The organism is Pseudomonas sp. Irchel 3E19, from assembly GCF_900187585.1.
Taxonomy (GTDB): Bacteria; Pseudomonadota; Gammaproteobacteria; order Pseudomonadales; family Pseudomonadaceae; genus Aquipseudomonas; species Aquipseudomonas baetica.
The window spans coordinates 92,944-117,330 of sequence record NZ_FYDT01000004.1 but is presented as its reverse complement, the minus strand read 5'-3'; the positions used below and the strand labels follow the sequence as shown (position 1 = coordinate 117,330).

Genomic DNA, 24,387 nt, shown 5'->3' with positions numbered 1-24,387 from the left:
CGGCCCGCACCCCGTGTGCGGGCCAACCGATCACCATGAAGAGGACCTGCACATGAAAGCCCTGATCGATGGTTTCCTGAAATTCCAGAACGAAGCCTTTCCACAACGCACCGAACTGTTCAAACACCTGGCGACCACCCAACAGCCCGGCACCTTGTTCATCACCTGTTCCGACAGCCGTGTAGTGCCGGAACTGCTGACCCAGCAAGAACCCGGCGAACTGTTCGTGATCCGCAACGCCGGCAATATCGTGCCGTCCTACAGCCCGCATCCGGGCGGGGTTTCAGCGACGGTGGAGTATGCTGTGGCGGTGCTTGGCGTGACCGACATTGTCATCTGCGGCCATTCCGATTGCGGCGCGATGACGGCGATTGCGAAGTGCAAGTGCATGGATCACCTGCCCGCCGTCAGCGGCTGGCTGCAACATGCCGAGTCGGCAAAAGTGGTAAACGAAGCGCGGCCGCATGCCAATGACGCGGCGAAACTGAGTTCGATGGTGCGCGAAAACGTGATCGCGCAACTGGCGAATATCCAGACCCATCCGAGTGTGCGTCTGGCCCAGGAGAAAGGCCTGCTGAACCTGCATGGCTGGGTGTACGACATCGAGACCGGCTCGATTGATGCGCTGTCTTCGGACCGCCGCATCTTTGTGCCGCTGGCCGAGCAACCGGCGACTTGTGCCATCCACGCGCAAACTACCCACGCGGCCTGAGCAAGTGATCGTTCCCACGCTGGAGCGTGGGAACGATCATTGTCCGCCGGATCAGCGTTTTACGCGAAGATCCACCTGAGTCATCCGGCTACGAACCGTGAACACTCCGTCCCCCGAAAGAATCGCACTGCGCGCAAACAACCGCCCACTTTCCCAGTTCGAAAGCCCCAACTCTGGCTTGTTCAGCGCGTACTGCCCATCGACCCAGCGGGTAATGCCATTGCCCACGAACGGCGCGTTGACCGCGCGATAAAAGCGCTCTTGCGCCGCAGCATCTTCGCTGATCAGCGACACGGTGAATTGCGGGCTGTAACGATTGAACAGCGCAATCGCCTGATCCAGATCGTCGACAATCATCAGGCTGACTTCCGGGGTTTCTTCCCACTCCCACTCGCGGCCCAACTCGGATTGTGCCAACGGTTCGGCCAGTGCTTCGGTCTGATAACCCTCGGCGCGATAGACTTCGACTGTGGCGGCTTGCCATTCAGTCGGCAGGCAACTTTCGCTGCCCTCGACAATGTGCAATTTGCAGCCCTGACCACGTGCAGTGCCGGCCTGTTGCAGCGCGTCGAGAAACAGCGGCACCAGTTCGGCTGCGCGTTCGCGCTGAATCAGGCAGACGTTCAGGGTGTTGCAGACCTTGCGATCCAGCGAGTTGCGCACCACCGCCGCAAAGCGTTTGGCGTCAGCCTCACGATCGGCGATCAACCAGGCACCACCGGTGCCATGCAGGCTGACCGCAGTTCCTGCCTGCTGGGCAATGCTGCCCAATTGACTGACTGCCCGGCCTGAGCCGCGAGCCACCGCCAGCGACAGACGCCGATCGGCAAACATCGCCCAACCGGCGGCGTGATTGATGCTCTCCACCAGCGAGACAGCACCCACCGGCAGACCGGCCGCTGCCAGCGCCGGGTTCAAGGCGTGGGTGACGATGGCTTGCGCCGTGCCCAACGCATCGCTACCAATGCGCAGCACCGCTGTGTTGCCGGTGCGCAATACACCGGCGGCGTCAGCAAACACATTCGGTCGCCCCTCGAAAACAAACGCGACGATGCCCAACGGCGAGACCACTTGCTCGACTTTCCAGCCGTCGTGCTCAACGCTGCTGATGACTTTGCCACGCGTCGGTGCGGCATCACGCCAGGCGCGCAGGCCGGCAATCATGTCGCGGCGCATGCGCTCGTCGGCGAGCAAGCGCGTAGTCGAACGCCCGCGAGCCTTGGCCCGTTCGATGTCGGCGAGGTTGGCGGCTTCGATCTGCGCCCAGTAATCCGGGGATTCGAGACGCTGCGCGAACAGATCGAAGAATTGGCTGATCGCCGCATCGGGCACCGCCGACAGCGCGGTGAACGCCGCTGCCGCTCGTTCGATCGCCACCGCAGCAGCCTGTTGATCGGCCACGGGAATCAGCAACAGCTCACCACTCACCTGCTCGACCAACAGGTGGTCGCCGGGTCGAAAACGCTCGGCCAGTTCGGGGCTGACCACGGTCACGCGGTTACCAGCGAAAGGGATCGGCGTGCCAGCGACTAGACGTTCGAGTGCAAGAGACATGAAGCGGATTCACCATACAGAGGGCGGCCGGAAAATGTATAGGATTCTTCACTGAAATACACCTTGCGCAAACACCACTGTCCCTGTGGGAGCTGGCTTGCCAGCGATGAGGCCGGCACATTGAAAATTGATGTTGCCTGATCCGCCGCCATCGCTGGCAAGCCAGCTCCCACAGGGTTTTGCAGTGTTGGTCTGGTCGGGTCAGAACACCGACCAGCCAATCCGCGAACTGAGCATCTCCAGCGCCGCCATCCCCGCCAGCGAATTACCCGCAGCATTGAGCTCCGGCGACCACACGCACACCGTGAACTGTCCCGGCACCACTGCGACGATCCCGCCGCCGACCCCGCTTTTGCCCGGCAGACCGACGCGGTAAGCGAAGTTGCCCGCCTCGTCATACAGGCCGCTGGTGGCCATGATCGAGTTGACTTGCTGGGTCTGGCGGCGCGTGAGGATCTGTTCGCCGCTGTGCTTGCAGAAACCGTCGTTGGCCAGAAAGCAGAAGGCTCGCGCCAGATCGATGCAGTTCATGCGCAGGGCACAATGGCTGAAATAACTGCGCAGCACCGACTCGACGTCGTTGTGGAAGTTGCCGAACGATTGCATCAGGTAGGCCATCGCCGCGTTGCGCGCACGGTGCTGGTATTCGGAGTCGGCGACCTTGGCGTCGATCATGACCTGCGGATTACCCGACAGGCGCCGGACGAAATCACGCATCGACAGGGTCGGTGCGGCGAAGCGCGACTGGTTGATGTCGCAGATCACCAGCGCGCCGGCGTTGATGAACGGATTGCGGGGGCGACCGCGCTCGAATTCCAGTTGCACCAGCGAGTTGAACGGCTGACCCGACGGCTCATGGCCCAGGCGTTCCCAGATCGCCTCGCCAGAATGATCGATGGCCTGCACCAGGCTGAACACCTTGGAAATACTCTGCACCGAGAACGGCGTTTCGGCATCGCCGGCACAATACATTTCGCCGTCGTTGCCATACACGGCGATGCCCAGTTGATTGGCCGGCACGGTGCCGAGGGCGGGAATGTAGTCAGCCACTTTGCCCTGCCCGATGAGGGGCCGGACAGCGTCAAGGATCTCGTTCAACAGCGCTTGCATGCCGGGTTCCGAAGTCTCGCCCCATGGGATCGCGGGGACACTGGGGCTAGACGCTGCGCAGCGCGGTTGAATCACACAGGCCTGCCGGGTTTCAGAGGCCCTTGGATTAATGTATCCCGTCGAGCCCCACCAGCAACGCGCTGTCGCGGCTGTAGATGTCCGGCGCATAGCGCACATGCCCCATGCTGTCGACCTGTGCGGTCCAGTAGGTCATGAGGATCGGCACCGGCGCAGCCAGGCGGAATTCATGGGTGCTGCCGGTGGCGAGCAAGGTGTCGGTACGGGCCTTTTCCGCCGGACTCAACAGCAAGTCACGCAACTGCATCGGGTGTTCGACGCGCACACAACCGGAGCTGAACGCCCGCGGCCCCTTGTCGAACAGCGCCTTGCTTGGCGTGTCATGCAGGTACACCGAGAACGGGTTGGGGAACCGGATCACCATCTGCCCCAGCGGGTTGCGCGGCCCGGCTTCCTGACGCAACAGGATGTTGCCGGGGTTGTCCCAGTCGATATCCGCCGCCGCCAAGGGTTGCCCGTTGGCGTCGAGCACTTGCAGGTTCTGGCGGCTAAGGAAGGTCTGGTCCTTGCGTATCGCCGGCAGTTTGTCTTCTTTCCAGATGGTCGGCGGCACCGTCCAGGTCGGGTTCAGGGTCAAACGCGTGACCCGCGACTTGAGCAGCGGGGTCTGACGTTCAGCACGGCCGACCTGCGTACGCGTCTGCCAGACCGGCACACCAGCCCGATAGAGCGTCAATTCGGCAGCAGCGACATTGACCAGCAAACCGTCGGGTTCCATGTCCTGAGCCAGCCAGCGGAACCGCTCAAGATTGACCCGCAGCTGCTCGCGACGGGTCAGCGGGCTGATGTTGAGTTCGGCAATCGTGCCGGGGCCGACCACGCCATCGGCCTGCAACGAGTGATTGGTCTGAAAGCTTTTCACCGCCTCGACCAACACATCGTCATAGGCGTTGTCCGGCGTGTCGACCGCATGGGTCAGATAACCTTCACTGTACAGACGCTGAGCCAGTTCCGGCACACGTTTGTCTTCCATCGCCGGGCGCAACAGCGGCCCGTTGGCGACAGCTAGCCACTGCGGCAAGGTTTGCTGGCGCTGGCTGGCGTAAAGGTGACGCAGGCTCTGGTACTGCGCCAGACGCGGGCGCGCCAGATCGAACGCGGCCTTGATGTCGTGCATCCCCGGCACGGCAATCGCCAGCAATTCACCTTGACGGTCACGCGGGGTGTCGTCGGCATGCCACAGCGGTTCGAAGTGCGACTGCAACAGCCGACCGTAATGCAGATCCTGCAGGGCTTGCAGATAGGAGCGACTGATGTCGATATCGGCGCACAATTCGCCGTCCTGCGGTGGGTTCAGCGCCACCGGGTAGCGTTTCGGGTTCAGCCCATCGTCGGCCAACAGCTGCAATTGCGCCTGCAAAGCCGGCAACCGTGCGGTCTCGCTCGCCCACACCGGCAGCCAGTCCTGCTGCTGATAGAACGTCTGCAGTTGCCCCAGCGCCTGCCCATTCAGATGCGCGGCAATCGCCGGACACGCCTGCGACAGACCAAGCAGTACGGCCTGCAACGGACTTTGCGGCTCCACCGGCATTGGCGCTGCTGGCGTCGGCAATGTCTGCAACGGCGGCAGCGGTTCATCGGCACAAGCGACAAACGGCGCAGCGAGCAAACAAATGCTCAAGTAGCATGCGTACTTTTTGAACAACTGCTTTACTCCAATCCATGGCCATTCAGATGATGGCCAACCTTACATCAGGTGCGCTGAACAGTCAGGCTCGATACACGGGCTTGCAGGTTACGACTGGGAGTCAGGAGCCAAAGTGCCAAATAGGTAGCCAGTGAGGACACTTTTTAAATGTTGACGTTTGTACGCCGACTTTTGCTGAGCACCGCGACCCTTGTCGTTGTGAGCAGCCCAGCTTTCGCTGCCGGCAAGCCATCGCCGGTTCTCTTCACCAGCCTCGCGCACGCCGCGCCAGAACTCAATCCCCAGGCGCTGAAAGGTGCCCTGAGCGCGATGCAATGTGCGGTCAACAACGGTGCGAAGCCGTCGCGCCATTTGGCGATCATCGATTATTCGCAACCGTCCACCGAGCGCCGACTGTGGATCTTCGACCTGAACCGGAAAAAACTGGTGCTGCGCGACCTCGTCGCCCACGGCTCCAACTCAGGGGAAAACTTCGCCACGCAGTTTTCCAATGTCGAAGGCAGTTATCAGTCCAGCCTCGGCTTGTTCCGTACTCAGGAAAGCTACAGCGGCACCCACGGATATTCGCTGCGCATGGACGGTCTGGAACCGGGCTTCAATGACCTGGCCCGTGACCGCGCCATCGTGATCCACGCCGCCGATTATGTGAACCCGTTGTGGAGCAAGCGTCAGGGCCGTATCGGCCGCAGCCAGGGTTGCCCGGCTGTTCGCCCGCAGATCGCCAGACAGGTGATCGATAAACTCAAGAACGGTCAGTTCATGTTTTCGTGGTACCCGGACCAGCGCTGGCTGAAGAAGTCGCCGTATCTCAACTGCCAGCCGCAACAGGTGGCGAGCATCATCAGTACCCACGCCAGCTAACGATCCTGCATCCACTCTATTGCCCTGTGGAATCTGGCTTGCCAGCGCCCACAGGGATTGGTGGTGCTCACACATTTTCGAGCCGCGCAGATGACCTGCAGGAGTGAGCCTGCTCGCGATAGCGCTGTGTCAGTCACCTGAGATGTTGGCTGTGCCGACGCTTTCGCGAGCAGGCTCGCTCCTACAGGTGGTTTGGGTTCGGCTGATGATCAGCGCCATGATCATCAGCGCCGTGGCGACACCGAACGTGGCGTGCAAACCGCTGGCGATGACGGCGGCCGGCGCCTCGGTCGGATCACCGGTGGCCACGGCAAACACCGCGCCCATCACCGCCGCGCCAGTGATCAATCCCAGGTTGCGCGCCAGTCCCAGCAGTGCCGAGACCACGCCGCGTTGGTCCTGGCTGACCCCGGCCATCAAACCGGTGTTGTTGCCAGCCTGGAACAATGCGTAACCGCTGGCAATCACCACCATCGGCAACACATAAGCAAACACTCCGAGACTCATCGGCAACAGCGCCAACAGACCGCAACCGCAGACCAGCCCCAGCAGCGCGCCCGGCACCACCCGCCGCGCACCGAAGCGATCCACCAGACGCCCGGCCGGTACCCCGCCGAGCGCGGCCAGCAGCGGCCCAACCGACAACACCAGGCCAACCATGGCGCCAGTCAGTCCCAACCCTCGGCTCAGGTAGAACGGCCCGACCACCAACGTGGTCATCATCACCGTGGTCACCAGCAACGTCAGGGCCAGACTGCCGCTCAGGCGCAGGTCGGCGAACAGTGACAAGCGCAGCAGCGGCGCCTTGGCCTTCTTCTCGACCATGATGAACAATCCCGCACCACACAGACTGCTCAGCAGCAACGCCAGCGTATAACCTTCGAGCGTCATCGCCAGCGCGTAGGCTGCCAGCGTCAGCACCAGCACGCCGCTGCCGAGATAATCAAACGCGACACGCGTGCTTGCGCTGCGATCCGCCGGCAGATAACGGTAAACCAGCCAGGCATTGAGCAGCCCCAATGGCACATTGAGCAGAAATATCGACTGCCAGCCGACATGCGCCATCAACAGCCCGCCCAGCGACGGCCCGAGGCTGGTGCCGGTGGCCGACATTGTTGCCAGCAAGCCCATCGCACTGCCCGCTCGCGTTTTGGGCACGGCATCGGCCACCAGCGCCACGGTCAACGCAAACATGATTGCCGCGCCGAGGCCTTGCACTGCCCGCGCACCGATCAACCAACCGAGTCCCGGCGCCAGCGCGCAGGCCAGAGAAGCGCTGGTAAAGACGCCGATACCGATTAACAGCAGGCGCCGACGCCCCAAGGCATCCCCCAGACGCCCGACGCTGACAATCAACGTGGTGATCGTCAGCAGGTAAGCCAGAACGATCCACTGCACCTGTTGAAACGTCGCATCAAACGCCGCTGCCAGTGTCGGCAACCCGGCGTTGGCGATGCTGGTGTCCAGCGACGGCATCAACATCGACAGCGCCAGGCTGGTCAGCGCCCAGCGCGCGGTAGTGCTCAGGGGTTCTCGCGGCATGGGCTACTCACAATGCAAAGGTCATGCGCCGTAGCCTGAGCCTCGACAATACAAGGCGCAAGACGCATGCTTTGCACTCAACACCTGCACGGAACGCCATGCCATGCCTGCACCGGATCTGAACCTGCTGATCACCCTCGACGTGTTGCTGCGTGAAGGCAGCGTCGCCCGCGCCGCCAAATGTCTGCAGTTGAGCCCCTCGGCGATGAGCCGCGCCCTGGCCCGTCTGCGCGAAACGACTGGAGATCCGCTGCTGGTGCGCGCAGGTCGTGGCCTGGTACCGACGCCCCGAGCGCTGGAATTGCGCGAACGGGTCAGCCATCTGGTGCAGGAAGTCGAAGCGGTTTTGCGTCCTGCCGAAGTACTGGATCCGGGGCAGTTGCAACGCACGTTCACCTTGCGCAACACCGACGGTTTTGTCGAAACCTTCGCCGCCGCCCTGCTCGCCCGTGTCGCAACAGAGGCGCCTGGCGTGCGCCTGCGTTTTGTACAGAAGGCCGACAAGGACAGCACACCGCTGCGCGAAGGCCGGGTGGATCTGGAGACCGGCGTCGTCGACGACAGCACCGACCCGACCTTGCACAGCCGCATCCTGTTTCTGGATCACTGGATCGGTGTGGTACGTGAGGGGCATTCCTTGAGTTCGGGCAAGATCAGCGCCAAGCGCTTCGCCGGCGGCGAGCACATTCTCATTTCACGACGCGGACGCAGCAGCGGCCCGGTCGACGAAGCGTTGATGGCCTTGGGCATGACGCGGGACATCGTCACCTCATTCGGCGGATTTTCGGCGGCGCTGACGCTGGTCCGTGAGTCAGACCTGATTGCCACCGTGCCGGAACGTCACACCAGCAAACTGCGCAGCGGCCTGCACAGTTTCGCCCTGCCTTTCGAGATGCCGCCAATCAGCGTGTCCATGCTCTGGCATCCGCGCATGGACGCCGACCCGGCGCACCGCTGGTTACGCAACTGCGTGCGGGAAGTCTGCGCTTAACGCGCATCCCCGCCGGCAGGTTTGTAGAAGAGGAATTTTTTCGTTTCGGCGGTTTTGCGGTATTCCTTCGCCCAGCTCGGGTGGACATTGCGGTCGTGGAAATACAACGCACCTAGGGTGCGATCCTTGAGCTGACGGTTCAGCGCCTTGCCGGCAACTTCCTTGGCCAAGGCGTATTCGGCATCTTCCTTGACCTGATCGGGACGCCCGTCGCACCACCAGGAAAACTGGCAGCTTTTGGTTTCCGAACCCTGTTTGACCACTGCACAAACGGTGTCGGGAAAACCTTCATGGCCGAGGCGATTCATCACCACGCTGGCCACGGCTTCCATCTCCGGGGTGTCCTTGCCTTTGGCTTCCCAGTAGATACTGCGCGCCAGACAGGTGATCGGATCGTCCAGCGGCGCGGCACCGGCGGGGTCCACCGCCTGCACTTCGGTCGGGGTGATCGCTTCGGATTTCGGCGCTGGTGCGGCACTGACTTTGTCCGCCGCTTTCTCTTCCAGCACTTGGGCTTTTTCTTCGGCCTTGGCCTTGATCGGCGCTTGATCGGTAGCCCATGCAGCGCCAGCCAAAAGGGTTAATGCGAAACAGCCAGCCAACCACTTCAATCCCATGTCAGTTCTTCCGGCAGAGCCCGATTCGGGCAACGTGTTACGTAGGGGAGACGCCCGGTTTCCGGGGTCTTGGCTGAGTGTAGACGGCAAAATTACGCGCAGCGTTCCGTAGAAAAAGCTGTGCGATGAAGAAAAAGACATTGCACCCACCGGGGGCGTTTCGCGCATCATGGGCGCATTGCGCCCAAGGGAGATTTCCATGCGTTTCATGCCATCTGTTTTGCGCTTTGCCGCCTTGGCCGTGGGCGTTGCGTTTGCCGCCTCGGCCATGGCCAGCGACGAGTCGCAACTGATCGAGTCCATCAACAAGTACCGCAGCGAACCGCAACGCTGCGGCAGCCAGGCCTCCAGCGAACTGCCGCCGCTGTCGGCCGATCCGCGACTGCGGCTGCCGGCCAGTGGGGCTGTCAATTTGCAGCAAGCCATGGCCAGTGCCAGTTACCCGATGGTTAACGTGCAGGCAATCACCCTCAACGGCCCGCGCGATGCGGCGTCGGCGATGCAGGCGATTCAGGAGAGTTTCTGTCAGGTGGTGCTCGATCCGCAGTTCGTCGACGTCGGCGTCAGCCGCGCTGATCGCGACTGGCGCATCGTGCTGGCGCGCCCCCTGCTGTCGGCCAGGCTTGGCGATGCGCAAAGTGAAGGGCAGAAATTGCTTGAGCAACTCAATGCCGCTCGCAGCCAGCCACGCCAGTGCGGTGGCCAGGCCTTCGCTGCTGCCGCACCGCTGGCCTGGAACGCGACGCTGGGCACGGTCGCCCAGGATCACAGCCGTGACATGGCCAACAAAAACTACCTCGACCACAAGGACCGCGACGGCCGCACCCCCGGCGACCGCGCCGAACTGGCAGGGTACAGCGGCCAACTGGTCGGTGAAAACATCGCCGCCGGTCAGGACACCGTGGGCAAAGTCATCGATGGCTGGCTCGCCAGCCCCGGCCACTGCGCCAACCTGATGAACCCGCAATACAAGGAGCTGGGCGCCGCATACGCGACCGACCCGAAAAGCGATGCGGGGATTTACTGGACGGCGATGTTTGGTGCTCAGTAAATCCCCCCCAGAAGCGCCGGCGATCATAGGAGGGAGTGGGATTGCTCACGAACAGGCAGGCACATTCAACCTCGGTGTTACCTGACCTGACGCCTTCGCGAGCAAGCCCGCTCCCACTAGGGAATGACGGTGGGACGAGATTTGTGTCTGGCCACAATCAGGGTGGGAGTGGGCTTGCTCACGAAGGGGGCGGCACATTCAACATCGGTGTTGCCTGACCTGACGCCTTCGCGAGCAAGCCCGCTCCCACTAGGGAATGACGGTGGGGACGAGATTTGTGTCTGGCCACAGCCAGGGTGGGAGTGGGCTTGCTCACGAAGGGGGCGGCACATTCAACATCGGTGTTGCCTGACCTGACGCCTTCGCGAGCAAGCCCGCTCCCACATGGGAATGACGGTGGGGACGAGAGTTGTGTCTGGCCACAGTCAGGGTGCGAGTGGGCTTGCTCACGAAGGGGGCGGCACATTCAACGTCGGTGTTGCCTGACCTGATGCCTTCGCGAGCAAGCCGGTTCGATTGCAGGTGACCAAAGATCACACCCAAATCGCATCCCATAAGGGATAGTCACCAAGTTTTTCCACCAGGCCTGCCCTCAAGGGGTTGGCTACTACATATCGGGCCAGCTTCACCAGATCTTCCTCTCGCCGCAGTGCATGGTCATGGAAGCTTTGCTGCCAAAGGCTTCCTGTTCGTCCGCTCATCTGGTTGATTGACCGGGTGCTCAAGGACTTGGCCTGGCACATCAATTGGCCCAGCGTTCCTTTTTGCAACTGGATCAGCCAGTGGAAATGATCGGGCATGACAACCCATGCCAATGTGTCGGCGAATCCCTCCTCCTGTGCTTGCTTAAACTGATGCACGACCAACCGGCCGAGTCTGTAATCCTTGAATACCGGTTCCCGCCCCACAGTATTGGCGGTTAGAAGATAAATGCGGTTGTCCTCGCTATGTCGGCCGGTTCGCAGGCGATGTGATGAAAAGCGTTCGGGCATTCCTTTGCCTTCTTCATGGTTGAGTCCAGGAAAAGGCTAGATCAGCGACCACAATGCGCAGGAGTTGTTTATTGGCAGAATGTGTCTGCGCCACAGAACGAATGTGGAAGTGGGCTTGCTCACGAAGGGGGCGGCACATTCAACCTCGGTGTTGCCTGACCTGACGCCTTCGCGAGCAAGCCCGCTCCCACTAGGGAATGACGGTGGGGACGAGAGTTGTGTCTGGCCACAGTCAGGGTGGGAGTGGGCTTGCTCACGAAGGGGGCGGCACATTCAACATCGGTGTTGCCTGACCTGATGCCTTCGCGAGCAAGCCCGCTCCCACATGGGAATGACGGTGGAAACGAGAGTTGTGTCTGACTACATTGACCTGATGCCTTTGACAATTTTCAGCTTCAAAAAAGTAGTCATTTCACTTGCCGGGGGAAGTATATGAGCCGATACCAATTATTGTCCGATCGCTATCTGAAACCCCATTATCGAAAGCACCTACCACCGATTAAAACCCTTTGAATGCAGACACTTGCAAAGATGGAAAGGCATTGCTCCGCTAAAAACACTTGATCATCGACCCTATCAATCAGCCATTCATTAATAGTGATTGGACGCTTGCCAAAGTTGCCCATACCCTGCATCCACTCCCGCCGTTAAATGCGGACTTTTCACTCCTGCGAGGCTGTCATGTCAGAGCGCGTCTTGATCGATGGCTTCAACCGCCGCGTTGACTACCTGCGCATGTCGGTGACCGATCGTTGCGATTTTCGCTGCGTGTATTGCATGGCTGAGGACATGCAGTTTCTGCCGCGCCAGCAAGTGCTGACGCTGGAAGAAATCTATCAATTGGCGCAAAGCTTCGTCGCGCTGGGCACGCGCAAGATTCGTCTCACCGGCGGCGAGCCGCTGATCCGTCCCGGCGTGGTGCAACTGTGCGAGCAGATCGCCGCCCTGCCCGGCCTGCGCGAGTTGTGCCTGACCACCAACGGCTCACAGCTGGGCAAATTGGCCGCCCCGTTATTCAACGCGGGGGTCAAACGCCTCAACATCAGCCTCGACAGCCTCGACCCCGAGCGCTTCAAACAGATGACCCGCAACGGCGATCTGGCGCAGGTCATCGAGGGCATCGATGCCGCGCGCAAGGCCGGTTTCACGCGCACCAAACTCAACTGCGTGGTGATGCAGGGCCGCAATGATCAAGAGATCAATGATCTGGTGAGTTTTGCCATCGACCGCCAGCTCGACATCTCTTTCATCGAAGAAATGCCGCTGGGGATCATCAGTGAGCACAGCCGCGCCGAATCATTTTTCTCAAGCGCGCAGGTGCGGGAAAAGATCGCCGAGCGCTACACCCTGATCGACTCCGCCGAATCGACCCAAGGCCCGTCGCGCTACTGGCGGCTGGCCGAAGCACCGGATATTCGCCTCGGTTTTATCTCCCCGCACAGCCACAACTTCTGCGGCACCTGCAACCGCGTGCGAATGACCGTCGAAGGTCGCCTGCTACTGTGTCTGGGTAACGAGCATTCGCTGGACTTGAAAGCGGTGCTGCGCGCCCATCCGGGGCAGCCGCAACGTTTGGAGAAAGCCATCATCGAAGCGATGAAGCTCAAGCCCTACAGGCACAACTTTGAAGTGAACGACGACGTACAGGTCGTGCGATTCATGAACATGACCGGCGGTTGAACCGTCACATCCTCGCGTAATCGAGATCGCCCAGCATGATCATCAGACCCAAGGTCAGTCAGTTCGCCATCCTGTTCACCCTCAAGGGTTCGATTGCCAAGCGAATCGCCTTGCGCACGCTGATGGTCACCCTGCTGGCGTCGGCCATCGTGCTGGTGGAAATCCTCCATCCCAGCAGCTTCACCAAGGTCAACGCCACACCGTTCACGTTGCTGGGCTTGTCGCTGTCGATTTTCATGAGTTTTCGTAACAACGCCTGCTATGACCGCTGGTACGAAGCACGCAAGGCGTGGGGCGAAGTGATCGTGCATGTGCGCTCGATCATTCGCGAAACCCGGATCCTCAGCGAGTCGGATCAACGCCCGCCGCTGCTGCGCAACCTGGTCGGCTTCGCCCACTCCCTCAACGCGCGTCTGCGGCGTGAAGACGAAGCGTCGGCCAGCAGTGCGTGGGTCAACCCGAAACCCGACGCGCAAGTGCCGGACTACAGCGCGCAGATCCTGCACCGGATCGGCGAACAATGCTCCGATCTGCAACAGGCCGGAGCACTGAGCGAATGGCGTTACATGCTGCTGGCCAATCACCTGACCAGCCTCACGCAGGCTCAAGCCGTGTGCGAGCGGATCAAGAATACGCCGCTGCCCTTCCCCTACACCTTGCTGCTGCACCGCACGATCTACCTGTTCTGCATCCTGTTGCCGTTCGCCATGGCCGAACCGCTGGGCTGGCTGACGCCCCTGTTCACCGCGATTGTCAGCTATACCTTTTTCGGTCTGGATGCGATTGCCGATGAGTTGGAAGATCCCTTCGGCCGCGATGAAAACGACCTGCCAACCGACGCCCTGGTGCGCACGATCGAGCGCGACATCCTGGCTGAACTGGGGGTTGCGCAACTGCCACCGGCCTTGATGCCCGTCGATTACGTCCTGAGTTGATCGGCCATTCACCGCCTCACCTGAGCGCTATTGGATTTAACAAAAGCCTGCTTAGATAGCGGCTCCGCCATGATTCGACTCAGGAGCCGCACTTGAGCACTACGCCAGAGGACCTTCCCCGACCTGATCCCGTCACCCTGCGCCAGGCCTGGCGCTTCTGGCTCAAGCTCGGTTGCATCGGCTTCGGCGGCCCCGCCGGGCAAATCGCGATCATGCATCAGGAACTGGTGGAGCGCCGACGCTGGATCTCCGAGCGGCGTTTTCTGCATGCCCTCAACTACTGCATGTTGCTGCCCGGCCCGGAAGCCCAGCAACTGGCGACGTACATCGGCTGGTTGTTGCATCGCACCTGGGGCGGTGTGATTGCGGGCGTGCTGTTTGTGCTGCCGTCGCTGTTCATCCTGATTGCATTGTCATGGGTGTATATCGCCTTCGGTGATGTGCCGGCCGTGGCCGGGGTGTTTTACGGGATCAAACCGGCGGTGACGGCGATTGTGCTGCACGCGGCCCATCGCATCGGCTCGCGGGCCTTGAAAAACGCCTGGTTATGGGCGATTGCCGGCGCCTCGTTCGTGGCGATTTTTGCCTTCAATGTGCCGTTCCCGCTGATCGTGCTTGGCGCCGCGCTGATCGGTTATCTCGGCGGGCGCCTGGCGCCGCTGCGGTTTGATAACGGCGGCCAGCGCAGCAGTGCAAAGTCGTTCGGCCCGGCGTTGATCGACGACGACACGCCGACACCCGAGCACGCACGCTTCAGCCTGCCGAAGCTGTGGCGCCTGGCGCTGATCGGCGCGGCGCTGTGGTGCTTGCCCATGGCCTTGCTGACCGCGCTGTTCGGCTGGGACGGCACCTTCACCCAGATGGGCTGGTTCTTCACCAAAGCGGCGTTGCTCACCTTTGGCGGGGCTTATGCGGTGCTGCCTTACGTCTACCAGGGCGCCGTCGGGCATTACGGCTGGTTGACGCCGACGCAGATGATCGACGGCCTGGCACTTGGCGAAACCACGCCGGGGCCGCTGATCATGGTGGTGGCGTTTGTCGGCTTCATTGGCGGTTATGTGCAACCTGCATTCGGCGCGGAGCATGCGTTCGCCGCTGGCGCCGTGGCGGCGACGCTGGTGACGTGGTTCACCTTTCTGCCTTCGTTTCTGTTCATCCTCGCCGGTGGGCCGTTGGTGGAATCGACCCACAACGAATTGAAGTTCACCGCACCGCTGACAGCCATCACCGCAGCGGTGGTCGGGGTGATTCTCAACCTCGCGTGTTTTTTTGCTTATCACGTGTTCTGGCCGAGCGGTTTCGCCGGGCCGCCGGATGTTTTCTCGATAGCGTTGGCAGTTATGGCGGCGCTGGCGCTGTTCGTTTTCAAACGCGGTGTGATTGAAGTGTTGATCGTTTGCGCCCTTGTCGGGCTGGGCTTTCATCTGCTGCGCTGAATGCCGCGAGCGCGACCGATTCGGAATCAGTCGTTTACACGCCCGCAGATTGCCCCTTACTATCCGGGCACACCGGTCGGCGGGTCAGGCCCGCCACCGACGTTTTCCGCCAACGGAAACACGCGTTATGAGCACGTCACCACAACAACCAAAATCGTTGAACGTCTCTGCACTGCGCGCCCTCTGTCACAGGGGCCGCGTATGAATCGCATCGTCAATCTCCCCATGGCCCTGCGCCGCTCCAAGCTGCGTCACTCCGCACGCCCGCCGGATATCGCCCTGCCTGTCTGATCGCGTCCGTTAAAACACGCGACAGCCCCCTACTTCTTGATATCCCTGCCAGGACGCATGCGCCTATTGCCGCGCTGCGTCCGGCCCGAATCTGCGCGCCTGTGCGGCGCCATCGTGAGTGATTGACCATGAAATTCGCAGCCATCGAAGACGCCCGCCTGTTCCTTGAACAGAACCCCGATATCGACATGATCGAGCTGTTCATCCTCGACGCCAACGGCGTGCCACGCGGTAAGCTGTTGCACCGCGAAGAACTGCTCGCCGTATATGAAAGCGGCCGCCCGTTGCCCAGCACCATTCTCGGTCTGACCGTTCAGGGTGAGGACGTGGAAAACTCCGGTCTGGTCTGGGATGTCGGCGACATCGACTGCCGCGCCTATCCATTGGAGGGCAGTCTGGTGCGCTTGCCGTGGCGGCAAATTCCGACTGCCGCCGTGCAGGTCAGCATGCACCCGACCGAGGGCCTGCCGGCGAGCATCGCCGACCCACGGCACCTGCTGATCAAGGTGGTCGACAGCCTCAAGGCTGAGGGTTATCACCCGGTGATGGCCTGCGAGCTGGAGTTCTATCTACTCGACGCCAAACGCGATCACAACGGCCGTCCGCAACCGGCGCTGGATGCCGACGGCGGGCGACCGCGACACACCCAGGTTTACGGTTTGCGCGAGCTGGAGCAGATTGAGCCGTTCCTCGCCGACCTCTACGGCGCCTGCAAACTGCACGGTATTCCGGCGCGCACGGCGATCTCGGAATACGCACCGGGTCAGGTAGAAATCACCCTCGAACACGGCAATGCGCTGGAAGCGATGGATCAGGCGGTGCGCTACAAACGCTTGGTCAAAGCCGTGGCGCACAAGCACGGCATGCAAGCGACGTTCATGGCCAAGCCGTTCGATGATCTGGCGGGTACCGGCATGCACATGCACGTTAGCCTCGCCGACGCCGAAGGACGCAATCTGTTCGCTTCCGAGGATCCAGCTGGCACGCCGCTGCTGCGCACGGCAATTGGCGGCATGCTCGCGTCGTTGCTGGATACGCTGCTGCTGTTCTGCCCAAACGCTAATTCCTATCGTCGCTTCCAGGCCAACAGCTACGCGCCTTTGGCGCCGACCTGGGGCGTCGACAACCGCACCGTCAGCCTGCGCGTGCCGGGCGGTCCGGCCAACACCCGGCACATCGAACACCGCATCTGCGGCGCCGATGCCAACCCGTATCTGGCAGCGGCGGCGATCCTTGCCGGCATTCATCGGGGCATTCGTGAAGACCTTGATCCGGGGGCGCCGGTCGAGGGCAATGGTTATGCGCAGGCGAAGGAATTGCTGCCGACGGATTGGCTGACGTCTTTGCAGGCACTGGAAAATTCAGTGTGGGCGCGCGATGCCTTGGGGCAGGAATTTCTGGGGGTGTATCTGGCGGTGAAGCGTGCCGAATACCGTCAGTTCATGGCTGAAGTGGGTGAGCAGGATTGGCGCTGGTATCTGACCGAAGCCTGAATATTCACATCTCCCCTGTGGGAGCGAGCCTGCTCGCGAAGGCGTCGTCACATTCAACATTTGGGTGACTGACGAACCGCTTTCGCGAGCAGGCTCGCTCCCACAAGGGACCGCGTACCGAACTCGAATTTTGTGTGGACACTGACATGACTGAACGCTGCAATTCCTACTACACCGCCACCCTCAACCAGGACACCGACTACCCGACGCTGCAAGGTCGGCACAAAGTCGATGTGGTGATCATCGGCGGCGGTTTCACTGGCGTCGCCACCGCCGTCGAACTTGCCGAAAAAGGCCTGAAAGTCGCCATCGTCGAGAGCAACAAAATCGGCTGGGGCGCTACCGGGCGCAATGGTGGCCAAGTCACCGGCAGCCTCTCCGGCGACGCTGCGATGCGCAAACAGATGCGCCCGAAACTGGGCGACGAGGTCGATGATTTCATCTGGCACCTGCGCTGGCGCGGGCACGAAATCATCAAACAGCGCGTCGAGAAATACGCTATCGCGTGCGACCTCAAACACGGTCACCTGCACGCAGCGTACAAACCGAGCCACATGACCGGTCTGCGCAGCGATTACGAAGAAGCCGTGCGACGCGGACTGGGTGATGACGTCAGCCTGCTCGACCGCAGCCAAGTGCGCGATCTGCTGCAAAGCGACCTCTACCACGGCGCCATCAAGAACACCCGCAACATGCATTTGCACCCGCTCAACCTGTGCATCGGCGAAGCGCGGGCGGCGGAAAGTCTCGGTGCGCTGATTTTTGAAAACAGCGAAGTGCTGGAGATCATTCACGGCGATACGCCTGGCGTGAGAACCGCTCACGGTCAGATCGATGCCAATCAGGTGATGCTGGCCGGTGACGTCTATCACAAACTCGAACCGGGGCAGCTCAAGGGCAAGATCTTCCCGGCCATGGGTGGCATCGTCACCACCGCGCCGCTGGGCGATCTGGCCAGACAAATCAACCCCGAGGATCTGGCGGTGTACGACTGCCGTTTCGTCCTCGATTACTACCGCCTCACCGCCGACGGCCGCCTGCTATTCGGCGGCGGCGCCAACTACAGCGGCAAGGACTCACGCGACATCGCCGCCGAACTGCGCCCGTGCATCGAACAAACCTTCCCGGCGCTCAAAGGCGTGCAGATCGACTACCAGTGGAGCTGCGCGATGGGCATCGTGATCAACCGCATCCCGCAACTGGGCAAGCTCTCGGACAACGTCTGGTATTGCCAGGGCTACTCCGGGCATGGCATCGCCACCACGCACATCATGGGCGAAATCATGAGCCGGGCGATCACCGGGCAGATGGAGCAGTTCGATACGTTTGCGGCGTGCCAGCACATTCGCGTGCCGATGGGGGATTTGCTGGGTAACCCGTTGTTGGCGGCGGGGATGTGGTACTACCAGATGCTTGAAAAATTGCGTTGATTGCACTGGCCCTTTCGCGAGCAGGCTCGCTCCCACATTTGAAATGCACTCCAATGTGGGAGCGAGCCTGCTCGCGAAGAGGCCGGCAGCATCAGTAAAAATCTCAATCCGGCAACTGCTCCACCTCAATCCCCAACCGCCGGTAATCCTCGACACTTCCCGACGCCAGATGTCGCTCGGTAATCAGCGTATGCACCCGCGTGCACGGCGTCACCACGAACGGCTCGACCGCGCCAAGCTTGTCCGCCGTGGTCACCGCGATCACCTGCGCAGCACTGTCGAACAGTGCCTGCTTCACTGGCACCTCATCGAAATACAGCGAACTCAGTCCCACTTCCGGATGAATCGCGCACACCCCGGTAAACAGCAGGTCAGCCTTGATGCTTTGCAGCAGACGCACCGTTTCGTGACCGCTGACCGACATGGTCGCCAGGTTCAACTGCCCGCCCGCCAGAATCACCTTGATGCCCTTGTATTCGGCGAGGGTGATGGCGGTCATCGGCGAGGTGGTCACCGCTGTGATGCGTATATCCGCTGGCAATGACCGCGCAATCTGCAACGTGGTGGTGCCAGAGTCGAACAGCACGATCTGGCCATCCTTCACCCGCCCGGCGGCGAGTTGCGCCAGGCGCGTCTTTACCTCATCGGTTTCACTGATGCGGGTGAAGTAGTCCTTGCCGGTGTCCTTCGGCCTTGGCAAGGCTCCACCGTGTACCCGTTGCACCAGACCGGCATTATCCAGTTCGGCGAGGTCGCGGCGGATGGTGTCTTCGGACACGGCGAAGTGCTGGCTCAACTCGGACGCCATGACCTTGCCGTCGCGTTCGAGGATCAGGAGGATTTTCTGCCGACGCAGGGATGGGAGTTCGGTAACCGAATGATCGTGCATGGTTATGCCTGTTTATGCTTGTAATTGCAGGTTTTCGCCGAGATTAGCCAAAGCCTCGGGCAAACACAAACAGGCAGGTATCAATTGTTTCGATCATTGGAATCAGCAAGGCGAATTTTTCCTTTGCATTCAGCCTGTTCAGAATGGCCCCACTCTCAACAGGCTCAGGATGACCACCTTATGAATCTCAATTTCGCGTTTGCTTGCATGATCGTCGTGTCTTTCGCGGTTGCCTTGGGTCACGCCTGAGGCATCAAACCGACACCACCCGCGCGGTACGCACAAACAACGCATGCGCCTTCTCCCAGAAATTCCCGCCCAGCACAAAAAAGCTGCCCACAAACATCAAATCCCCAAGCAATTGCAACTGCCACAGATTGGGCCGCAACCCCGGCCAGAAGTTGTCGAAATACGGTTCCAGAAACGACGTCAGCAACGGCAGGCAAAACATCACCACGCCCACCCGATGCCGCAGCGGCGAGACTTCCGCGACAGGCGTCGGCAGCATCCCCGAGACATGCCGGCCAATGGTGCGCTTGAGTTCAGCGAACCCGGCCTTGCCCATCACCGCGATCACCACCAGCAACAACACCTTGTTACTGATGAACAGCACGCCGGTCAGCGCCGCGACTTTCGAGCCGGGTACATCGAGGGCGGCGGCCAGCGGCACCATCAGCCACGAGCCAAGCATCAGGCAGATGATCGCCACACCGACCTTGAAACGCCAAGTGGCAGCGGGGGCCGGTGTCAGCGGTTCTTGAGCAGTTTCCATGGTCTCGTACCTGTTTGGGTGGGGGCTGATGCCTGAAAAGCGTAGCAGCAGATTCGCCCGAACAATTTGCAATTCGCCGTCTATGCTCCACTGATATTTGCGGGTCAGGGACATAACGCAATGCCTTCGACAACAGCCCTGCTGACGCGGCCCGGTCATCTGTTGTTGCTTGTCGCCTTGAGTTTCAGCGGCTGCGTGCGCCTGGGGCCGGACTTTGAGCCTCCCGCCGAGACGTGGAGCAAGAAATGGAACAGCGCGGCGCTGGAACAAGCCAGCGAACGTGCCGCCCAACCGGATCTGCGCCAGTGGTGGCAAGTGTTCGCCGACCCCGTGCTTGATCGACTGATTGCCGAAGCCGATGCGCACAACAGCAGCCTGAAAATCGCCGGGCTGCGAGTGCTTGAAGCTCGCGCCCAATTGGGCATAGCCGAAAGCGGGCGCTACCCGCAACTGCAACAGGTCGGCGTCGACAGCCTGTATGTCGACCGCCATCAGTCCGGCGGCAACAACCCGCAGGATCTGCATTTCTGGCAACACAGCGCCGCGTTCGATGTCGGTTGGGAGCTGGATTTCTGGGGCCGCTTCAGCCGTGCCATCGAGTCGTCCGACGCCAGCTACTTCGCCGCACAGGCCAATTACGAAGACGCCCTCGTGCTGCTGCGCGCGCAAGTCGCCGACACCTACTTCTCCCTGCGCACCACCGAAGCACGCCTGCGCGTCGCCCGGGAAAACGCTGTCCAGCAGAAGCGCAATTTTGAAATCACCGAAAAACTCTTCAACAGCGGCCAGACGGCCGAACTCGACCTGCAACAGGCGAAAACCCAATACCTCGGCACGCTGAGCAGCCTCCCCGCATTCGAAGATCAAGTCCTGCGCACCCGCAACGCTTTGGCGGTTTTAGTCGGCCAGCCACCCGGTGGCGCGGCGTTGCTGGCCGAGCAACCGGGGCTGATTCCCTTACTCGATCGCGCCGTGCTGCAAGACGTCCCGGCCAACCTGCTGCTGCGTCGCCCGGACATACGCGCGGCAGAACTGAATGTCGCCGCGCAATCGGCGCTGGTCGGCGTCGCCGAAACCGATCTGTATCCGTCGCTGACCTTGCTCGGCAGCATCGTCTGGTCCAGCGATACCCTCGGCGCCACGCCGCGCAGCCTCGATCTGATTGGTGGCCCGAGCCTGCGCTGGAACATCTTCGATTACGGCCGCATCCGCAACAACATACGGATGCAGGACGCGCGTTTGCAGCAACTGATCGAAACCTATCGCGACAAGGTCCGCCAAGCTGCGCGCGAAGCCGACGATGCCGCCAGCGGCTTGAGCAAAGCGCTGGAGCGCGAACGCATTCTGCGCGAGGCCGAAGGCGCGGCGCGGCGTTCGCTGGTGCTGGCCAACACGCAATACCGCGAGGGTTATTCCGACTTTCAACGGGTGCTCGACGCGCAACGCGCCCTGCTCGAATTGCAGGACAACTATCTGGTCAGCCGCAGCAACGCCGTGAGCAACCTGATCGCCCTGTACAAAGCCCTCGGCGGCGGCTGGCAAAGCCATGCGCCGCAGGTCGATGAGCCGACCCGGCAACAGATGCAGCAACGCACTAACTGGGGCGATTTGCTCAGCGCGCCGCCCGCCCGACCGGCGTATCCCCTTCCATCGCAGGTAACCCGTCATGACTGAAGCCGCGCCACCCGCCCCGGCCCCCGCGCCTGCCCAACCCGATCCTGCAAAAAAAGACCTCCGCTGGGTGCTGTTGCTGATCGTACTGAGTCTGGCCTGGTACCTGCTCGCCGACCGCTACACGCCCTACACCCAGCAGGCGCGGGTCGGTGCGTTCGTGATTCCGGTGGCGGCGGAAGTCGCCGGTCGGGTGATCCGGGTCAACGTGCGCAACAATCAGGATGTGAAGGCTGGCGATATTCTTTTCGAACTAGACCCGCAGCCGCTGCAAATCGCCGTGGATCGGGCGAAAGCCGATCTGGAATCGACCCGTCGTCAGGTCGGCGCCAGCACCGCCGGCATCGCCTCGGCGCAGGCATCGTTGCGAGCAGCACAAGCCAATGAACTCAAGGCGCGGCAGGACAATCAACGTCTGGAAGGTTTGTACAAACAGGACCCGGGCACCGTCTCTGTCCGTCTTCTTGAGGTATCGCGAGCCAACCGCGAACAAGCGGTCGCCCAAGTCGCCGCTGCCCGCGCCGAAGTACAGCGCGCACAAGAGCAGGAAGGCGGCAACACCGACACCAACGCCCAGTTGCGCAGCGCTGCCTCGGCACTGGCCAAAGCTGAACTGGACTTGGCCAACACCCGCATCGGCGCCCGTTCGGCCGGGTTGATCACTGATCTGCGCACCGACGTCGGCCAGTTCACCGCCGCCGGTAGCCCGCTGATGACCTTGATCGCGATTCATGACGTGTGGATCAGCGCCGACCTCACCGAGAACAACCTCGGCCGCGTGCAGCCCGGAACGCCGGTTTCGATCGTTCTGGATGCGCTGCCCGGCGAAGTCCTCGACGGCCGGGTGCGCAGCGTCGGCTATGGTGTCAGCGTCGGCCAGACCCCGGCGCCGGGCACCCTGCCGAGCATTCAGAACAGCCGTGACTGGTTGCGTCCGGCGCAGCGTTTTCCGGTGATCATCGAGTTCACGGAAGAGGCGAAGAAACGCCTCGTCGACAGCCGCGCGATTCGTGCCGGCGGCCAGGCTGAAGTCATGGCCTTTCCTACCGAGGGCAATCCGCTCAATCCGTTGGGGCGTTTGTTTGTCGGCCTGATGAGCTGGCTGTCGTATGCCTATTGAGCGCAGCGTCCCGGCGCAGCGGGCCTTGCGCCTGGCGTTCGGCACGGCGCTGTGCACCGCCGCCAGTTATGCGCTGGCGCTGCCGCTGGCGTTTATCTCGCCAGTGCTGGCGGTGTTGCTGCTGGCCAGTCTGCCCCGGCCATTACCGCTCAAAGGCGCGATAGTGTTGGCGCTGGTCGCGGCGCTGACGACCAGCATCGGCCTGTTGCTGGTGCCCTTGCTGCGTTATTACCCGGTGAGCGGCGTGCTGTTGATCGGCCTCGGTTTGTTTCTGGTGTTTCGCTTTGGCTTGCGCGGTGGCAACGCGCTGATCGTGATGTTTCTGGTGATCGGCATGACCATGATCTCCGCCGCCGGGTTTGCCGAGTTTGATCTGGCAATGGCGGTCATCGGCGCCCTCGTCAAAGGCCTGTTACTGGCGGTGGCGGTGGTCGGTGTCAGCCACGCGCTGTTTCCTGAGCGGCCTGATAGCCCCGTCCCGCCCAAGCCACCGGCCATGCCTGCCGACGAAGTCCCGCGCGTAGCCCTGCGCGCCACGCTGATCGTGCTGCCGACGTTTCTGCTGGCCCTCAGCGACCCGGCCAGTTACCTGCCGATCATCCTCAAAGCCGTCAGCCTCGGCCAACAAAGCTCCACCACCCAGACCCATCACGCCGGCCGTGAATTGCTTGGCTCCACCCTGCTCGCCGGTGTGTTGGCGGTGCTGCTCTGGTGTGGCTTGAGCCTGTTCGTGCACCTGTGGATGTTCTTTTTGTGGATGCTGCTGTTCGGGCTGTGGCTGGCACGCAAACTCTATCGCCTTAGTCCGACGCGTTTCAGTCCGGGCTTCTGGCTCAACACCCTGGTGACGATGATCATCCTGCTCGGCCAATCGGTGCAGGACAGCGCAGCGGGCAAAGACGTCTACACAGCCTTCGCCGTGCGCATGGGCCTGTTCACTCTGGTGACGCTTTACGGCGCGTTGATGATGCACCTGCTCGAAGCGCACAAACCCCAGCGTCAAGGCGTGACCTGATAGCCGCGCCCTTGCAGACACCCGGTGTAGGCACTGGAGCTCGCCGCTGCATTGGTCTTGTTCTGCGCGCGACGCTCTTGCCGCTGTCGAGACCCACCGACTACCGCGCCGGCTGCGGCGGTTTGCTGGGCACGGTTCTGTCGGTAATCCTGTTTGCGGTCATCGTCGACCGCATCGTACAACTCGTCGTGCTGGCGACCGCGCACCTCAGCCGCTGTTGCACCGGCCGCAGCCCCCACGGCAGCGCCCTTCAGACGCCCCCCGGTTTGCGCGGTTGATGTGGCGGAGGTTGAAGCGATGGACTGGCAGTCGTTGATGTCGATCTGGGTTTGTTGCGAGGTCTGGCCTTTAAGCGGGACGACGGATTCGGCGCTGGCCTGAGTGGCGTAGAGGGCAGCGGTCATCAGCGCGATGGACGTTAGACGATTCATGATTGCCTCCGGCGGGGCCTAGGGTTGGCGGTGGTGCGGGGTAGTCAGGAAGTCTAGTTTAAGACGCA

21 protein-coding genes are annotated in these 24,387 nt (G+C 61.7%); 12 read left to right on the top strand and 9 right to left on the bottom strand.

What is annotated here, in order from left to right:
• Window positions 1–52: 52 nt before the first annotated feature.
• Complete coding sequence (locus CKW18_RS04080) at window positions 53–712, top strand: carbonic anhydrase (RefSeq protein ID WP_095187589.1); 660 nt, start codon at window positions 53–55, stop codon at window positions 710–712.
• Window positions 713–763: 51 nt separating this feature from the next.
• Here CKW18_RS04080 and CKW18_RS04075 read toward each other — a convergent pair whose 3' ends face one another.
• From CKW18_RS04075 to CKW18_RS04065, 3 genes are all read right to left on the bottom strand, one after another.
• A complete protein-coding gene (locus tag CKW18_RS04075) occupies window positions 764–2,266 on the bottom strand; it encodes an aldehyde dehydrogenase family protein (protein WP_095187588.1) in 1,503 nt (500 codons plus the stop codon).
• A gap of 201 nt (window positions 2,267–2,467) precedes the next feature.
• Window positions 2,468–3,376 carry a glutaminase B gene (gene glsB / locus CKW18_RS04070; protein WP_095187587.1) on the bottom strand — a complete coding sequence of 303 codons (909 nt, stop codon included), beginning with the start codon at window positions 3,374–3,376 and terminating at the stop codon, window positions 2,468–2,470.
• Between the two features lie 106 nt (window positions 3,377–3,482).
• Window positions 3,483–5,099 (bottom strand): murein L,D-transpeptidase, encoded by a 1,617-nt coding sequence (locus tag CKW18_RS04065; protein WP_095187586.1) that lies wholly within the window; start codon window positions 5,097–5,099, stop codon window positions 3,483–3,485.
• A gap of 150 nt (window positions 5,100–5,249) precedes the next feature.
• Here CKW18_RS04065 and CKW18_RS04060 point away from each other — a divergent pair, with 150 nt between their 5' ends.
• Entirely contained in the window at window positions 5,250–5,963 is a 714-nt protein-coding gene (locus tag CKW18_RS04060; RefSeq protein ID WP_095187585.1) for a murein L,D-transpeptidase catalytic domain family protein, read from the top strand.
• Window positions 5,964–6,092: 129 nt separating this feature from the next.
• Here CKW18_RS04060 and CKW18_RS04055 read toward each other — a convergent pair whose 3' ends face one another.
• Window positions 6,093–7,505, bottom strand: coding sequence for an MFS transporter (locus CKW18_RS04055; RefSeq protein WP_095187584.1), 1,413 nt, complete (start codon window positions 7,503–7,505; stop codon window positions 6,093–6,095).
• Window positions 7,506–7,608: 103 nt separating this feature from the next.
• Between CKW18_RS04055 and CKW18_RS04050 the strand changes: the two genes are divergently transcribed.
• Window positions 7,609–8,496, top strand: coding sequence for a LysR family transcriptional regulator (locus CKW18_RS04050; RefSeq protein WP_095187583.1), 888 nt, complete (start codon window positions 7,609–7,611; stop codon window positions 8,494–8,496).
• Here the strand turns inward: CKW18_RS04050 and CKW18_RS04045 are convergent.
• Window positions 8,493–9,113, bottom strand: a complete 621-nt coding sequence (locus CKW18_RS04045) for a cell wall hydrolase (RefSeq protein WP_095187582.1) — start codon at window positions 9,111–9,113, stop codon at window positions 8,493–8,495. The genes CKW18_RS04050 and CKW18_RS04045 overlap by 4 nt on opposite strands.
• Before the next feature lie 199 nt (window positions 9,114–9,312).
• Here CKW18_RS04045 and CKW18_RS04040 point away from each other — a divergent pair, with 199 nt between their 5' ends.
• Window positions 9,313–10,164: a CAP domain-containing protein gene (locus tag CKW18_RS04040; protein WP_095187581.1), complete on the top strand. Its 852-nt coding sequence runs from the start codon at window positions 9,313–9,315 to the stop codon at window positions 10,162–10,164.
• 533 nt (window positions 10,165–10,697) lie between these two features.
• Here the strand turns inward: CKW18_RS04040 and CKW18_RS04035 are convergent.
• The gene (locus CKW18_RS04035) at window positions 10,698–11,156 is read right to left on the bottom strand and encodes a transposase (RefSeq protein WP_095187580.1); all 459 of its coding nucleotides are present in this window, start codon (window positions 11,154–11,156) and stop codon (window positions 10,698–10,700) included.
• A 681-nt stretch (window positions 11,157–11,837) separates the two neighbouring features.
• Here CKW18_RS04035 and moaA point away from each other — a divergent pair.
• The 5 genes from moaA to CKW18_RS04010 all read left to right on the top strand — a co-directional run bounded on the left by moaA (window position 11,838) and on the right by CKW18_RS04010 (window position 18,421).
• Window positions 11,838–12,836 (top strand): GTP 3',8-cyclase MoaA, encoded by a 999-nt coding sequence (gene moaA, locus CKW18_RS04030; protein WP_095187579.1) that lies wholly within the window; start codon window positions 11,838–11,840, stop codon window positions 12,834–12,836.
• A 35-nt stretch (window positions 12,837–12,871) separates the two neighbouring features.
• Window positions 12,872–13,771 (top strand): bestrophin family protein, encoded by a 900-nt coding sequence (locus tag CKW18_RS04025; RefSeq protein ID WP_095187578.1) that lies wholly within the window; start codon window positions 12,872–12,874, stop codon window positions 13,769–13,771.
• Between the two features lie 92 nt (window positions 13,772–13,863).
• Window positions 13,864–15,207 (top strand): chromate efflux transporter, encoded by a 1,344-nt coding sequence (gene chrA, locus CKW18_RS04020; RefSeq protein WP_095187577.1) that lies wholly within the window; start codon window positions 13,864–13,866, stop codon window positions 15,205–15,207.
• Window positions 15,208–15,626: 419 nt separating this feature from the next.
• Window positions 15,627–16,991 (top strand): glutamine synthetase family protein, encoded by a 1,365-nt coding sequence (locus CKW18_RS04015; RefSeq protein ID WP_095187576.1) that lies wholly within the window; start codon window positions 15,627–15,629, stop codon window positions 16,989–16,991.
• 146 nt (window positions 16,992–17,137) lie between these two features.
• Window positions 17,138–18,421, top strand: a complete 1,284-nt coding sequence (locus CKW18_RS04010) for an FAD-binding oxidoreductase (protein ID WP_095187575.1) — start codon at window positions 17,138–17,140, stop codon at window positions 18,419–18,421.
• Window positions 18,422–18,524: 103 nt separating this feature from the next.
• On the opposite strand, the gene CKW18_RS04005 is transcribed toward CKW18_RS04010, so the two are convergent.
• Window positions 18,525–19,310 (bottom strand): DeoR/GlpR family DNA-binding transcription regulator, encoded by a 786-nt coding sequence (locus CKW18_RS04005; protein WP_095187574.1) that lies wholly within the window; start codon window positions 19,308–19,310, stop codon window positions 18,525–18,527.
• A 253-nt stretch (window positions 19,311–19,563) separates the two neighbouring features.
• Window positions 19,564–20,082: a transporter suffix domain-containing protein gene (locus tag CKW18_RS04000; protein WP_095187680.1), complete on the bottom strand. Its 519-nt coding sequence runs from the start codon at window positions 20,080–20,082 to the stop codon at window positions 19,564–19,566.
• 120 nt (window positions 20,083–20,202) lie between these two features.
• On the opposite strand from CKW18_RS04000, the gene CKW18_RS03995 reads away from it, so the two are divergent.
• Genes CKW18_RS03995 through CKW18_RS03985 form a run of 3 tightly spaced genes read left to right on the top strand, consistent with a single transcriptional unit; the run spans window position 20,203 to window position 23,888 of the window.
• Window positions 20,203–21,756 (top strand): efflux transporter outer membrane subunit, encoded by a 1,554-nt coding sequence (locus CKW18_RS03995; protein ID WP_256586889.1) that lies wholly within the window; start codon window positions 20,203–20,205, stop codon window positions 21,754–21,756.
• Window positions 21,749–22,873: an HlyD family secretion protein gene (locus CKW18_RS03990; RefSeq protein WP_095187573.1), complete on the top strand. Its 1,125-nt coding sequence runs from the start codon at window positions 21,749–21,751 to the stop codon at window positions 22,871–22,873. Before CKW18_RS03995 ends, CKW18_RS03990 begins: the two co-directional genes overlap by 8 nt.
• Complete coding sequence (locus CKW18_RS03985) at window positions 22,863–23,888, top strand: DUF2955 domain-containing protein (RefSeq protein ID WP_095187572.1); 1,026 nt, start codon at window positions 22,863–22,865, stop codon at window positions 23,886–23,888. The genes CKW18_RS03990 and CKW18_RS03985 overlap by 11 nt, the downstream gene beginning before the upstream one ends.
• On the opposite strand, the gene CKW18_RS03980 is transcribed toward CKW18_RS03985, so the two are convergent.
• The gene (locus tag CKW18_RS03980; RefSeq protein ID WP_095187571.1) at window positions 23,873–24,319 is read right to left on the bottom strand and encodes a YMGG-like glycine zipper-containing protein; all 447 of its coding nucleotides are present in this window, start codon (window positions 24,317–24,319) and stop codon (window positions 23,873–23,875) included. The two genes, CKW18_RS03985 and CKW18_RS03980, sit on opposite strands and share 16 nt — an antisense overlap.
• Between the last annotated feature and the right edge of the window lie 68 nt (window positions 24,320–24,387).

Bases quoted from the DNA above. Each gene is read 5' to 3' on its own strand.
- CKW18_RS04080 (WP_095187589.1), top strand. From the start codon at position 53: ATGAAAGCCCTGATCGATGGTTTCCTGAAATTCCAGAACGAAGCCTTT.
- CKW18_RS04075 (WP_095187588.1), bottom strand. From the start codon at position 2,266: ATGTCTCTTGCACTCGAACGTCTAGTCGCTGGCACGCCGATCCCTTTC.
- glsB (WP_095187587.1), bottom strand. From the start codon at position 3,376: ATGCAAGCGCTGTTGAACGAGATCCTTGACGCTGTCCGGCCCCTCATC.
- CKW18_RS04060 (WP_095187585.1), top strand. From the start codon at position 5,250: ATGTTGACGTTTGTACGCCGACTTTTGCTGAGCACCGCGACCCTTGTC.
- CKW18_RS04055 (WP_095187584.1), bottom strand. From the start codon at position 7,505: ATGCCGCGAGAACCCCTGAGCACTACCGCGCGCTGGGCGCTGACCAGC.
- CKW18_RS04050 (WP_095187583.1), top strand. From the start codon at position 7,609: ATGCCTGCACCGGATCTGAACCTGCTGATCACCCTCGACGTGTTGCTG.
- CKW18_RS04045 (WP_095187582.1), bottom strand. From the start codon at position 9,113: ATGGGATTGAAGTGGTTGGCTGGCTGTTTCGCATTAACCCTTTTGGCT.
- CKW18_RS04040 (WP_095187581.1), top strand. From the start codon at position 9,313: ATGCGTTTCATGCCATCTGTTTTGCGCTTTGCCGCCTTGGCCGTGGGC.
- CKW18_RS04035 (WP_095187580.1), bottom strand. From the start codon at position 11,156: ATGCCCGAACGCTTTTCATCACATCGCCTGCGAACCGGCCGACATAGC.
- moaA (WP_095187579.1), top strand. From the start codon at position 11,838: ATGTCAGAGCGCGTCTTGATCGATGGCTTCAACCGCCGCGTTGACTAC.
- CKW18_RS04025 (WP_095187578.1), top strand. From the start codon at position 12,872: ATGATCATCAGACCCAAGGTCAGTCAGTTCGCCATCCTGTTCACCCTC.
- CKW18_RS04015 (WP_095187576.1), top strand. From the start codon at position 15,627: ATGAAATTCGCAGCCATCGAAGACGCCCGCCTGTTCCTTGAACAGAAC.
- CKW18_RS04010 (WP_095187575.1), top strand. From the start codon at position 17,138: ATGACTGAACGCTGCAATTCCTACTACACCGCCACCCTCAACCAGGAC.
- CKW18_RS04005 (WP_095187574.1), bottom strand. From the start codon at position 19,310: ATGCACGATCATTCGGTTACCGAACTCCCATCCCTGCGTCGGCAGAAA.
- CKW18_RS04000 (WP_095187680.1), bottom strand. From the start codon at position 20,082: ATGGAAACTGCTCAAGAACCGCTGACACCGGCCCCCGCTGCCACTTGG.
- CKW18_RS03995 (WP_256586889.1), top strand. From the start codon at position 20,203: ATGCCTTCGACAACAGCCCTGCTGACGCGGCCCGGTCATCTGTTGTTG.
- CKW18_RS03990 (WP_095187573.1), top strand. From the start codon at position 21,749: ATGACTGAAGCCGCGCCACCCGCCCCGGCCCCCGCGCCTGCCCAACCC.
- CKW18_RS03985 (WP_095187572.1), top strand. From the start codon at position 22,863: ATGCCTATTGAGCGCAGCGTCCCGGCGCAGCGGGCCTTGCGCCTGGCG.
- CKW18_RS03980 (WP_095187571.1), bottom strand. From the start codon at position 24,319: ATGAATCGTCTAACGTCCATCGCGCTGATGACCGCTGCCCTCTACGCC.